At 60.4% G+C, this 11,490-nt stretch carries 11 protein-coding genes and 1 pseudogene; 10 read left to right on the top strand and 2 right to left on the bottom strand.

Annotated features, from left to right (window positions below):
• From ACTIE1_RS10930 to ACTIE1_RS10915, 4 genes and pseudogenes are all read left to right on the top strand, one after another.
• Positions 1-370 (top strand): annotated as a pseudogene (locus ACTIE1_RS10930) (hypothetical protein); the annotation flags it as partial.
• A gap of 134 nt (positions 371-504) precedes the next feature.
• Positions 505-684, top strand: coding sequence for a hypothetical protein (locus ACTIE1_RS10925; protein ID WP_439561197.1), 180 nt, complete (start codon positions 505-507; stop codon positions 682-684).
• A complete protein-coding gene (locus ACTIE1_RS10920) occupies positions 685-996 on the top strand; it encodes a porin (RefSeq protein ID WP_439561198.1) in 312 nt (103 codons plus the stop codon). It begins immediately after the preceding gene.
• 15 nt (positions 997-1,011) lie between these two features.
• Entirely contained in the window at positions 1,012-1,659 is a 648-nt protein-coding gene (locus ACTIE1_RS10915) for a YggS family pyridoxal phosphate-dependent enzyme (protein WP_439563376.1), read from the top strand.
• On the opposite strand, the gene ACTIE1_RS10910 is transcribed toward ACTIE1_RS10915, so the two are convergent.
• Complete coding sequence (locus ACTIE1_RS10910; RefSeq protein WP_439563375.1) at positions 1,656-3,131, bottom strand: bifunctional diguanylate cyclase/phosphodiesterase; 1,476 nt, start codon at positions 3,129-3,131, stop codon at positions 1,656-1,658. The genes ACTIE1_RS10915 and ACTIE1_RS10910 overlap by 4 nt on opposite strands.
• Before the next feature lie 188 nt (positions 3,132-3,319).
• On the opposite strand from ACTIE1_RS10910, the gene ACTIE1_RS10905 reads away from it, so the two are divergent.
• From ACTIE1_RS10905 to queG, 6 genes are all read left to right on the top strand, one after another.
• Positions 3,320-4,798, top strand: a complete 1,479-nt coding sequence (locus ACTIE1_RS10905; protein WP_439561201.1) for an NAD-dependent succinate-semialdehyde dehydrogenase — start codon at positions 3,320-3,322, stop codon at positions 4,796-4,798.
• A gap of 268 nt (positions 4,799-5,066) precedes the next feature.
• Positions 5,067-6,470: a magnesium transporter gene (gene mgtE, locus ACTIE1_RS10900; RefSeq protein ID WP_439561202.1), complete on the top strand. Its 1,404-nt coding sequence runs from the start codon at positions 5,067-5,069 to the stop codon at positions 6,468-6,470.
• Positions 6,471-6,560: 90 nt separating this feature from the next.
• Positions 6,561-7,643 carry a phenylalanine--tRNA ligase subunit alpha gene (gene pheS, locus ACTIE1_RS10895; RefSeq protein ID WP_439561203.1) on the top strand — a complete coding sequence of 361 codons (1,083 nt, stop codon included), beginning with the start codon at positions 6,561-6,563 and terminating at the stop codon, positions 7,641-7,643.
• A 47-nt stretch (positions 7,644-7,690) separates the two neighbouring features.
• Positions 7,691-8,443 carry a monofunctional biosynthetic peptidoglycan transglycosylase gene (gene mtgA / locus ACTIE1_RS10890; RefSeq protein WP_439561204.1) on the top strand — a complete coding sequence of 251 codons (753 nt, stop codon included), beginning with the start codon at positions 7,691-7,693 and terminating at the stop codon, positions 8,441-8,443.
• 60 nt (positions 8,444-8,503) lie between these two features.
• Positions 8,504-9,169, top strand: a complete 666-nt coding sequence (gene fzlA / locus ACTIE1_RS10885) for an FtsZ-binding protein FzlA (protein WP_439561205.1) — start codon at positions 8,504-8,506, stop codon at positions 9,167-9,169.
• A 24-nt stretch (positions 9,170-9,193) separates the two neighbouring features.
• Positions 9,194-10,252, top strand: a complete 1,059-nt coding sequence (gene queG / locus ACTIE1_RS10880) for a tRNA epoxyqueuosine(34) reductase QueG (protein ID WP_439561206.1) — start codon at positions 9,194-9,196, stop codon at positions 10,250-10,252.
• A 57-nt stretch (positions 10,253-10,309) separates the two neighbouring features.
• On the opposite strand, the gene zapE is transcribed toward queG, so the two are convergent.
• Positions 10,310-11,392 carry a cell division protein ZapE gene (zapE, locus tag ACTIE1_RS10875; RefSeq protein ID WP_439561207.1) on the bottom strand — a complete coding sequence of 361 codons (1,083 nt, stop codon included), beginning with the start codon at positions 11,390-11,392 and terminating at the stop codon, positions 10,310-10,312.
• Between the last annotated feature and the right edge of the window lie 98 nt (positions 11,393-11,490).

Here is an 11,490-nt window from a genome sequence, read left to right as displayed (position 1 = left end):
GACTACCGGTGAATCAGGTAGCTTCAGCGCTAAGCACACCATTGCATCGCTGGAATACCAAATGGACCAGTTCAAGGTCAAAGGCTTTGCCGGTCGTATGGGTGGGAACTTGGGTTCCGCACTGGGCGAGCCAGACAACGGTCTGCGTCGCACACAATACGGTCTGTCGGTTGAAGGCAACTTCGACGCAACCACAGTCACCGCATTCGCAGTTCGTGGTTTCGTGACCACCGATTACGGCATCGGCGCAAGCTACAATCTGGGTGGCGGTGCCGCGCTTGCTGGCGGTATCACCCGCCAAGGTTCGAACAGCAATCTGGGTCTGTCCAGCGTATCCCGCGCAGACCTGGGTCTGACATTCAGCTTCTGATCCTAACCGGTCAAAAGTTACTGGGAAGAGCGGGCATTTGCCCGCTCTTTCTTATTTCTCACGCTTTTCTGTTCAACTCCCCCCGCCCCCTCTGCTATACTGCGCGCAATCATAACCGCAAAAGGTAGGGCAGCATGATAGGGCATGAACAGGCAGTTCCCCCCACAAAACGCAGCAAACACCCCGCGCTGGTCGCCGCAGTGCTGGGCGCGATCCTGTTATCAGGGTGCGAAACCACCTCCGCCGTGTTTGACGGCGTGGGCGGCGTGTTCATGGGTGCGGGCCATGATGTGCGCCGCCTTGGCAACCGCTGAATGCGGGCCACCCCCCTCATAACACTGGCGCTGGCCATCACCGCACTGGCCACGCCCGCCCCCGCCCAACACCGCGACTGGCGCGAAAACCCCGGCCTGCAAATTTCCGGCGATGCGCGCATGGGCATCATCTGGACCGACCGCCCCGCGCGCGACGACGACGCCATCAGCCGCGCGCAATTCGTCAGCCGCGCACGCGTCCGGTTCCAGTTTCAGGGCCAGACCGATGGCGGCTTACGCTATGGCATCAGCTTTGATGTGGACCGCGACACCAACCGCCCGCGCGGCCAGCATGTTTTCTTTGGCAACTGACACGAAGGCGCGCCCATGTCCCTGACCGACATTACCACCCGCATTGCCCGCGCCACCGCCACCCATGGCCGGCCCGACGGATCCGTGCACCTGATTGCCGTGTCCAAGGAACAACCCCATGACCGCGTTTTGCCCGTGCTGCGCGCCGGTCACCGCCTGTTCGGCGAAAACCGCGTGCAGGAAGCGGGCGACAAATGGCCCGACTGGCGCGCGGAATTCGGCCCCGTGGATGTGCATCTGCTGGGCCCGCTGCAAAGCAACAAGGCCCGCGCCGCGATGGAATTGTTTCAGGCCATCCATTCGCTGGACCGCCCCAAACTGGCCCGCACCCTCGCGCGGCTGGCGCAGGAACTGGGCCAGTGCCCCGAATTGTTCGTGCAGGTCAATACAGGTGCGGAACCCCAGAAGGCCGGTATCCTGCCCGCTGATGCCGACAGTTTTATTGCCGAATGCCGCGCGCTGGACCTGCCCGTGATCGGGTTGATGTGCATCCCGCCCGTGCAGGACGACCCCGCCCCGCATTTCAAGGCACTGGCAGAAATGGCCACGCGCAACGGCCTTCGCGCCCTGTCCATGGGCATGAGCGATGATTTCGAGGTCGCAATCGCCCATGGCGCAACCCATGTGCGCGTCGGCTCCGCCATATTCGGCGCGCGTCGTTAACGCGCGGGGGGCGGCGGCGCGTTTTCGGCCGTAACAGTGCAGTTGCGCCCCTGATCCTTGGCCAGATACAGCGCCTGATCAGCCGCTTTCAGCACATCCTCAACACTGCGGCCATGATCGGGGAAGCTGGCAACCCCCGCCGAAGCAGTCACCTGCGGCAGTTCCGTGCCCGCAACACTCAGGCGCAGCGCCTGCAATGCACCGCGGATCCGGCAGGCCAGCGCCGCGACATCGGCCACGGACATATCGGGACACAGCAGGACAAATTCCTCGCCCCCTAAACGGCAGGGGTGTATCCTGTCACTGGCCACACGCGTCAGGATCGCGCCCACCTCGCGCAGGACCAGATCGCCCGCGTCATGGCCAAACCGGTCATTGAACGCCTTGAAATGATCCACATCCAGCATGATCAGGCCAACCCCGTTGCCCTGCGGTTCCGCGCTGGCAAATTCACGCAAGGCGCGTTCCATGAACCAGCGCCGGTTCCACAACCCCGTCAGCGCATCGCGCATGGATTTGTCATGCAGTTCCTGCCGCAACCGGACATTGGCAATGGCAAGGCTGATCTGTTCCGCACAGATCAGCGATACATCCCACCGGTTGCGCAGCACATCATCGCGCATATGGCGCATCAGGCCGTTTTCCTCGAACCCGTCAAAGATGATGTGCAGCAGCCCGATCGTTTCCCCATGCGCGATGATCGGCAGGCAGAAATAGGGGGTGTCGGGTTTCGAGACATGATCGCAGGTGAACTGGATGGGTTTCAACCCATAGGCATAGGCCCGCCCCCGCCGCAGCGCCCAGCATTCATCCGGCAGGATATGGGGCGGAAATTCCGGCACGCTGCCCCAGCTTGTCGCCAGATCCAGCGTGCTGCGCGATGCGCCGTAAATATACAGTGCCCCGTCCGCTTCGGGGATCAGGGTATGCATGGCGCGCTGGACGACCATCAGCAATTCGTCAAATGATTTCGCGGAATACAGCCATTCACTGGTCAGCGCCAGAAGCTGCCGTTCAGACTGGCGCAACTCCTCGGCCTGGCGCATTTCGTCATTCTGGTGTTCCAGCTTCTTGCGTTCCGTAATGTCATGCATATGAGAGATGAAATGTGTATGCACACCTGCTGCATCGAACACCGGCGTGATCTTCAACTCTACCCAGAATACGCGCCCGTCACGGGCATGAAGCTGCACCTCCGTCTGGATTTCACGTCGGCGACTGCACGCAATATCAATATGTTGCAGGATCTTCCGGTCGGTTTCTGGCCCGCGCAGCACATCGACGGCCATTTTGTCACGCAGATCGGCAATCGCGTATCCGGTTTGCGTTGTAAATGCAGGATTAACCCACAGCGTCAACCGGTCCGGTCCACTGATGATCACGCCATCGGGTGCATAATGCGCAACCAATTCAGCATAGGCGCGTTCAGTCAAGACATCGCCTGTTGCACCGGAGCAGTCTTTTGCACACATTCATCCACACCTGCTTGGGGTCGCGCACCCGAAACACCCGACATTCCACCACGCAACCCGATCACCCAGCACAGTGTCGCAATCTGTTTAAAAGAATATTACTTTAACGCAGATTCTTGCATCAGCACGAAGATTGCGCACTGACGGTATTTGAAACCATGACGCCATACCAGAAAGGTTGAGAAAACATGACAGACACAACCACAGAACTTGCAGACATGCTGCGCGACCCGTCACTACTGGAAACCCGCGCCTTCGTTGGCGGGGAATGGGTTGACGCTGATGACGGCGCGCGTTTCGATGTGCGCAACCCCGCGCGCGATACCATCATTGCGCGGGTCGCCGACCTTGGGCGTGCGGAAACTGCACGCGCGATTGCCGCAGCAGATCGGGCGCGCCATGACTGGGCTGCGCGAACCGGCAAGGAACGTGCAAGTATAATGCGGAAATGGTTCGACCTGATGATGGAAAATCAGGAAGATCTGGCGCTGATCCTGACTGCGGAAATGGGCAAACCCTTGGCCGAGGCGCGCGGCGAAATTGCCTATGGCGCCAGTTTCATTGAATGGTTCGGCGAGGAAGCCAAGCGCGTCTATGGCGAGACAATCCCCGGCCACCAGCCCGACAAACGCATCACGGTGCTGCGCCAGCCCATTGGGGTTGCAGCATCCATCACGCCATGGAATTTTCCCAACGCGATGATCGCGCGCAAGGTCGCGCCTGCCTTGGCCGTCGGGTGCGGATTCGTTGCGCGGCCAGCTGCGGAAACGCCGCTTTCAGCGCTGTCCATGGCGGTGTTGGCCGAACGCGCGGGCGTCCCCAAGGGGTTGCTGTCCGTCATTCCGTCCAGCCGCGCGTCGGATATTGGCAAGGAGTTTTGCGAGAACCCCATTGTGCGCAAGCTGACCTTCACAGGCTCGACCGGGGTGGGGCGTATCCTGCTGCAGCAGGCCGCCGATCAGGTTATGAAATGTTCCATGGAACTGGGCGGCAACGCGCCTTTCATCGTGTTTGACGACGCGGATCTGGACAAGGCGGTCGAAGGGGCCATGATGTCGAAATTCCGCAATAACGGCCAAACCTGCGTCTGCGCGAACCGGATCTATGTGCAGGCGGGCGTTTATGATGCATTTGCCGAAAAACTGGCCGACGCCGTGTCCAAGCTGGAAGTGGGCGATGGCATGAACGACGGCGTGTCCGCAGGGCCACTGATCAACGAGGCCGCGGTCGAGAAGGTTGAAGACCACATTCGCGACGTGCTGGACAATGGCGGCACGATTGTAACCGGCGGCCAGCGTCATGAATTGGGCGGCACGTTTTTCCAGCCGACAGTTGCGACGGGCGTTACCCAATCCATGAAGGTGGCGCAGGAAGAAACCTTCGGCCCGCTGGCGGCGCTGTTCAAGTTCGAAACCGAGGAGGAGGCAATCGCGCTGGCCAATGATACGATCTTTGGACTGGCGTGCTATTTCTATGCCCGCGACATGGGCCGCATCACGCGGGTTCAGGAAGCGCTGGAATACGGGATTGTGGGCGTCAATACCGGCATCATCTCGACCGAGGTTGCGCCGTTTGGCGGTGTCAAACAATCGGGGCTCGGGCGCGAAGGGTCGCGCCACGGTATCGATGATTTCCTTGAAATGAAGTATATCTGTCTGAGCATCTGACGGAGCCCCCCCACACCACCCCGGATGGCGTGACGCGCTGTCCGGGTTTGACAAGCACGCGGCTTGGGCCTAAATCAGCCATGTCAGCGGCTTCGTTGACGCAACCAATCGGGACCAAAATGGACGGCAGTTCTAGGCGGGCGCAAATCATGCGCCCGAAACAAAAAAGCGGCCCTCGGGCTGACATATCACCGCGCAGGGCGCGGGCTGCCATCCGGGGCTGACCCCGGCCTGCTGCCCCGCCGTGTTTTTACGCGAAGGGGTCAAAATGACAATTCAAACACCACTTTCGGAATATCGCTTTGATCCGGATGCAGAGAATGCGGGTATTGATGCCGCGCTGATTGCCATTGAAATCTCCAGATTGCTGAAAGAGGACCGGACCGACGAAATCCGCCAGTTTCTTGAAACGCTGGAACTGGCAGATACCGCCGCCCTGATCGAGGAACTGGACGAGGCCAGTGATCTGGCAGTGCTAAGCCTGCTGCCGCTGCATGATCAGGCCGAGCTTATCGGATATTTGCGCCCGTCATCGCAGGTCAGTGTCGCAACGCGCATTCGCAAGACCGACTTCGTGGCGTTGATGACGGCCATGAGCCATGACGAACGCGCGGATTTGTTCAAGCAACTGGACGAGGAAGCGCAGGAAGCCATTCTGCCTGCCCTGTCCAAGGCCGAGCGCGAGGATTTGCGCCGCCTCGCCTCTTACGAGGAATGGACGGTCGGGTCGGTCATGACATCCGACTACGCCGTCGTGACCCCTGAAATGACATCCAGTCAGGCGATCGAGGCGCTGCGCACGCAAGCTATCGATGCCGAAACGATCTATTATGCCTATATCATAGGTGCGGCGCGCGAATTGCTGGGCGTTGTCAGCCTGCGCGACATCCTAACAGCACGGCCCCGCCAGCGCGTGTCCGAGATAATGGACACCGAACCTGTTTTCGTGCGCGTCAATGAAGAACAGGAAGAAGCCGCGCGCCTGATTGCACGCTATGACCTGCTGGCGCTGCCGGTTCTGGACGAAAACGACCGGCTGGTGGGTATTGTGACCGCTGATGACGCGATGGACGTGTCGGAAGAAGAAGTCACCGAGGATTTTCACAAAGGGTCTATCGTGCAACCGCTGGATATGTCGGTTGCAGAGGCCACGATTGCTGCGCTGTATCGCGCGCGCATCTTCTGGCTGGTGCTGCTGGTCTTCGGCAATATCTTCTCCGGGGCGGGCATTGCCTATTTCGAGGATACAATCGCCGCGCATCTGTCGCTGCTGTTCTTCCTGCCGCTGCTGATTGCATCGGGCGGGAATGCGGGGACGCAATCGGCAACACTGATGGTGCGCGCGCTGGCCACGGGCGATGTGCGCCCTGCCGATTTCGGGCGGTTGCTGGCGCGCGAAACACTTATCGCGCTGGGGCTTGGCGTGACAATGGCACTGGCCGTGTCGTTGATCGGCATATGGCGGGGCGGGCCGGAAATCGCGCTGGTTGTGGCGTCGGCCATGGTGACAATCGTGTTGATGGGGGCCTTGATCGGGATGTGCCTGCCCTTCATCTTTGCCAAGATCGACCGCGACCCTGCCGCGGCATCCGGCCCGTTGGTGACATCGATCGCCGATGTGCTGGGCGTCCTGATCTATTTCACCATCGCGGCGCAATTGTTGGAACTGTAATGCCGGTCCACGCGTGCGGGCCTGCCTTGCATTCGCGCGCGTGGCACACTATGCCGACAGGCAACGCATAACGGCGCAAAAGGGCATGTCATGGACGCAATCGCAACGCTTCGCGGCAAATATCTGGAACAGATCGGCGCAGCCCCTGATGCGGACGCGCTGGAATCTGTGCGTCTGGCGGCCTTGGGCAAAAAGGGCGAAATCAGCCTGAAAATGCGCGAGCTGGGCCAGATGAGCGCCGAAGAACGCCAGAGTGCAGGCCCAGCGCTGAACGCATTGAAAACCGAAGTGGATGTCGCGCTGAAAGCGCGCAAATCCGCGCTGGAAGATGCGGCCCTTGATGCACGCCTGAAATCGGAATGGCTGGATGTCACGCTGGCAAGCCGTCCGCGCCCGATGGGCACCATTCACCCCATCTCTCAGGTCATGGATGAACTGACCGCAATCTTTGCCGATATGGGCTTTGCCGTGGCCGAAGGGCCGCAGATCGAATCCGACTGGTATAATTTCGACGCGCTGAACATCGCCCCCGAACACCCGTCCCGACAGGAAATGGACACGTTCTATCTGCACCGTGCAGAGGGCGACACCCGCCCGCCCCATGTGTTGCGCACCCATACCAGCCCTGTGCAGATCCGCGCGATGCAGGATCAGGGCGCACCGATCCGCGTGATCGCGCCGGGGCGTGTGTACCGCATGGACATGGACCAGACCCATACGCCCATGTTCCATCAGGTCGAAGGGCTGGCCATTGACCGCGACATTTCCATGGCCCAACTGAAATGGACGCTGGAAGAATTCTGCCGCGCGTTTTTCGAGGTGGACGAGGTGGAACTGCGTTTCCGCGCCAGCCACTTCCCGTTCACCGAACCCTCAGCCGAAGTGGACATTCGCTGTTCATGGGAAGGCGGCCAGCTGAAGATTGGCGAAGGCAAGGACTGGCTGGAAATCCTTGGCTCTGGCATGGTCCACCCCAAAGTGTTGCAGGCTGGCGGTATTGACCCCAATGAATGGCAGGGCTTCGCCTTCGGCCTTGGGATAGACCGGATTGCCATGCTGAAATACGGCATACCGGATTTGCGCGCATTCTTCGAATCCGACCTGCGCTGGCTGCGCCACTACGGCTTTGCATCGCTTGACCAACCGTCGCTTGCGGCGGGGTTGTCGCGTTAAGCATTGTGATGATTGACCGGCCATACCAGTCATGAGTATCTGACATCATGGCCCGACGATCCGCAAAAAAGAAATCCGCCAAGGCACGACCGCGCAATGCCGCGAACGGGGCATTGATGGGCATGGCGCATCTGCTGCGCCGTGTGCGTTGGTGGCTGCTGCGCGGGCTGGCGGTTGCGTTTGCTGTCGCGGTGGTGTGGGTGCTGCTGTACCGCGTCATCCCCCCGCCCGGCGGCATCTACATCTTTCAGGAACACCGCCGCCTTGGCGAAATCCAGCGCGAATGGGTGCCGATGGACCGTATCGCGCCTGTCATGGCGCGGTCGGTCATCGCCGCCGAGGATGCGAATTTCTGCCTGCATTGGGGGTTCGACATGGCCGAAATCCGCAAGGTCATCGCAGCAGGCAGCACGCGCGGGGCCTCCACCCTGTCGCAGCAAACTGCGAAGAATGTGTTTTTGTGGCATGGCCGCGACTGGTCGCGCAAAGCACTGGAATCGGGCTTCACCCTGCTGATCGAGGGGCTTTGGCCGAAATCACGCATTCTTGAAATTTATCTGAATGTCGCCGAATTCGACGAAGGGGTTTTCGGCGTCGAAGCCGCAGCCCAGCATTACTTCCGTGTCCCTGCCGCCAATCTGACGCCCACGCAGGCCGCCCGCCTTGCCGCGGTGCTGCCCGCGCCCAAAACCCGCAATGCCGCCAATCCCAGCGATTTCCTGCGCAGGCGCACGGCGTCCATCATGGACGGGGCGGCAACCATTGCCCAGGATGGCCGCGCCGATTGTATAAGCGGTTGAACTTCTGCCGCCCGCGCGGCTACAGAAGGGAAAACCCCGACAGAAGGCATAATTATATCCATGGCACGCCTGTATCACGTCCCGCTTTCCCCGTTTTGTCGCAAATTGCGCCTGACCCTTGCTGAAAAACGCATAGAGGTGGAACTGATCGAGGAACGCTACTGGGAACCCAGCGCCGAGTTCATGCGCCGCAATCCTGCGGGTAAGGTGCCTGTGCTGCGCTATGACGGCAAGCTGTTGACCGAAAGCCACGCCATTTGCGAATATATCGAGGATCTGGTGCCACAGCCCCCCTTGATGCCCCAATCCCCCGAGGCGCGCTATGAAGTGCGCCGCCTGTGCACATGGTTCGACGACAAGTTCCACGCCGAGGTGACGGCAAATCTGCTGTATGAACGCGTGAACAAGAAGATCATGAAACGCGGCTATCCGGATTCGCAGGCCATCAAGACAGGATCGGCCAAGATCAAGTTTCATCTGGATTACATGGACTGGCTTCTGGGCCAGCGCCGCTGGCTGGCCGGAAATGACATGTCGTTGGCCGACTTTACGGCTGCGGCGCACCTGTCCTGTCTGGACTACATCAGTGATGTGGACTGGCAGCGTTCTGCGCTGGTGCATGAATGGTATGCGAAACTGAAATCGCGCCCTGCCTTCCGCACGCTGCTGGCCGACCAGTTGCCGGGCTTTCCACCCCCTGCACATTACGCGGATCTGGATTTCTAGGGCAAATTGGCCCATGTGGGGCATATGTCCGCTAAACTGAAATCCGAAATCCAGACAATGGCGCGGGAAACAGGCTTTTCCACCTGTGCCATCACAACGCCTGACGCCATTCCCGCCGCCCCGTCACGGCTGGCGGATTTCGTGGATCTGGGGCGTCATGGCCAGATGGGCTGGATGGCCGAGCGGATGGAATGGCGCGGCAATCCGGCAGCCTTATGGCCTGCGGCACGGTCCGTCATCATGCTGGCCGAAAGCTATACCCCCGATTACAACCCGCTTGATCTGCTGGAATTGCGCGACAGGGGCGTCATTTCTGCCTATGCACTGGGGCGCGATTACCATGATGTTGTCAAAAAACGCCTAAAACGGCTGGGCCGCTGGCTGATTGAACATGCAGGCGGTGAAATCAAGGTGTTCGTGGACACAGCCCCGGTCATGGAAAAGCCGCTGGCCGCTGCCGCCGGGCTTGGCTGGCAGGGCAAGCATACGAATCTGCTGTCGCGCGATCTGGGGAACTGGTTTTTCCTTGGGTCCATATTCACCACACTGGGTTTGCCCCCTGACACGCAGGCACGCGAAAACTGCGGGTCATGCCGCGCCTGTCTGGATATCTGCCCCACCGATGCCTTTCCCGCGCCCTTTCAACTGGATGCGCGCCGCTGCATTTCCTACCTGACGATTGAACATCACGGCCCCGTCCCGCTGGAACTGCGCGCAAAACTGGGGAACCGCATTTACGGCTGTGATGATTGCCTTGCGGTATGCCCTTGGAACAAATTCGCGAAATCCGCGTCCGAGGTGAAATACGCGGCACGCGACGGTCTGATCGCACCGGATCTGCCGGCGCTGGCGGGTCTGGACGATGCGGCCTTTCGGGCCATGTTTTCAGGCTCGCCCGTCAAACGGATCGGGCGCAACCGCTTTGTGCGCAATGTTCTGTATGCCATCGGCAATTCCGACGCCCCCCGCTTGCTGCCTGCGGCACAGGCGCTTTGCAACGACCCGGACGCCACAGTTGCCGAAGCCGCCCGCTGGGCCGTGGCGCGGTTGCGCGCAACACCGGCGGCGGGGACGGGCGCGTAAGGCGCGCCCACGATCCTGCCCCCTTCGATGGGGGGCGGGATCGTTCCCCCTGACCGGTCAGTCCGCCCCCCAATCCGCGCCTTGCATTTCGCGCAGGCGGCTGGCGGTGCGCTCAAACTCGAATGATCCTGTTCCTTCGCGGTATAGCTGTTCGGGTTGCGCCGCAGCAGAGGCGATAAGCCGCACGCCCGCCTCGTAAAGGGTATCGATCAGCGTGACAAAGCGCTTGGCCTCGTTGTAATTCGCCGCCGATAGATAAGGGATGTCATCCAGCATCAACACCCGCAATGCGCCCGCAATGGCCAGATAATCCGCTGCCCCCAAAGGTTGGCCGCAAAGATCCCAGAAACCGGCACGACCCACCCCGTTATGCACCTGCGGGATTACCACCTCACGTCCCTTGACGGCCAGCCGCAGGGGTTGGCCAGCGTCATGTCCGGTCAACTCGTCCCATATCTGCGTCATCTGGCTGCGCGCCTGCGCATCGGCGGGGCTGAAATAGACCTGCGCGCCCGCAAGCCTGTGCTGGCGGTAATCGGTTTCCGATTCCAGTTCATACACGATCATGCGCGACTTGATCATCTCGATGAAGGGCACGAACAATGCACGGTTCAGCCCGTTCTTATACAGATCATCCGGCACCCTGTTGGATGTCGTGATAATCACCACACCCGCCGCCATAAGCCGTTCAAACAAGCGACCCACAATCATGGCGTCGGTAATGTCGGTGATCTGCATCTCGTCAAAGGCCAGCAAACGCACATCGCTGGCAACCTTGTCCGCGACGGGGGCCAGCGCATCGCTTGCGCCGGTTTTTCGTGCAGAGTGCATCCCTTCATGGATTTCCTGCATGAAGGCGTGAAAATGCACCCGCCGTTTCGGCACATCACCCGCATGCGCCACGAACAGATCCATCAACATGGACTTGCCACGCCCCACCCCGCCCCACAGATACAGGCCCGGTGGCTGCTCGGGCTTGCGTCGGCCCAGAAGGCCCAACAATCCGGACTTTGGTGCGGGTTTGGCAAGGTAGTCCTGCACAGGGCCAAAACAGCGCATTGCGCCGCGCTGTGCGGCGTCGGGGCGCAATGCGCCCTGTTCTACCATACGGTCATAAACTGCGATCAGGCTATCACTCATGCAAAGCTGCATAGCGAATGCCGCAAGCGGGGAAAAGCCCTGCCTGCATGCTTGCAACACGCCTGCGCCCTCGGTAGGTGTTGTGTAGGTGATTTTTT

The sequence above is a fragment of the Roseinatronobacter sp. genome, assembly GCF_051859525.1.
Taxonomy (GTDB): domain Bacteria; phylum Pseudomonadota; class Alphaproteobacteria; order Rhodobacterales; family Rhodobacteraceae; genus Roseinatronobacter.
Note: the sequence above shows the minus strand (reverse complement) of the source record. Positions and strands in the feature narration are given on the sequence as shown.

Excerpts from the sequence above, each read along its gene's own strand:
- ACTIE1_RS10925 (WP_439561197.1), top strand. The coding sequence starts at position 505 with ATGATAGGGCATGAACAGGCAGTTCCCCCCACAAAACGCAGCAAACAC.
- ACTIE1_RS10920 (WP_439561198.1), top strand. The coding sequence starts at position 685 with ATGCGGGCCACCCCCCTCATAACACTGGCGCTGGCCATCACCGCACTG.
- ACTIE1_RS10915 (WP_439563376.1), top strand. The coding sequence starts at position 1,012 with ATGTCCCTGACCGACATTACCACCCGCATTGCCCGCGCCACCGCCACC.
- ACTIE1_RS10910 (WP_439563375.1), bottom strand. The coding sequence starts at position 3,131 with ATGTGTGCAAAAGACTGCTCCGGTGCAACAGGCGATGTCTTGACTGAA.
- ACTIE1_RS10905 (WP_439561201.1), top strand. The coding sequence starts at position 3,320 with ATGACAGACACAACCACAGAACTTGCAGACATGCTGCGCGACCCGTCA.
- mgtE (WP_439561202.1), top strand. The coding sequence starts at position 5,067 with ATGACAATTCAAACACCACTTTCGGAATATCGCTTTGATCCGGATGCA.
- pheS (WP_439561203.1), top strand. The coding sequence starts at position 6,561 with ATGGACGCAATCGCAACGCTTCGCGGCAAATATCTGGAACAGATCGGC.
- mtgA (WP_439561204.1), top strand. The coding sequence starts at position 7,691 with ATGGCCCGACGATCCGCAAAAAAGAAATCCGCCAAGGCACGACCGCGC.
- fzlA (WP_439561205.1), top strand. The coding sequence starts at position 8,504 with ATGGCACGCCTGTATCACGTCCCGCTTTCCCCGTTTTGTCGCAAATTG.
- queG (WP_439561206.1), top strand. The coding sequence starts at position 9,194 with ATGTCCGCTAAACTGAAATCCGAAATCCAGACAATGGCGCGGGAAACA.
- zapE (WP_439561207.1), bottom strand. The coding sequence starts at position 11,392 with ATGAGTGATAGCCTGATCGCAGTTTATGACCGTATGGTAGAACAGGGC.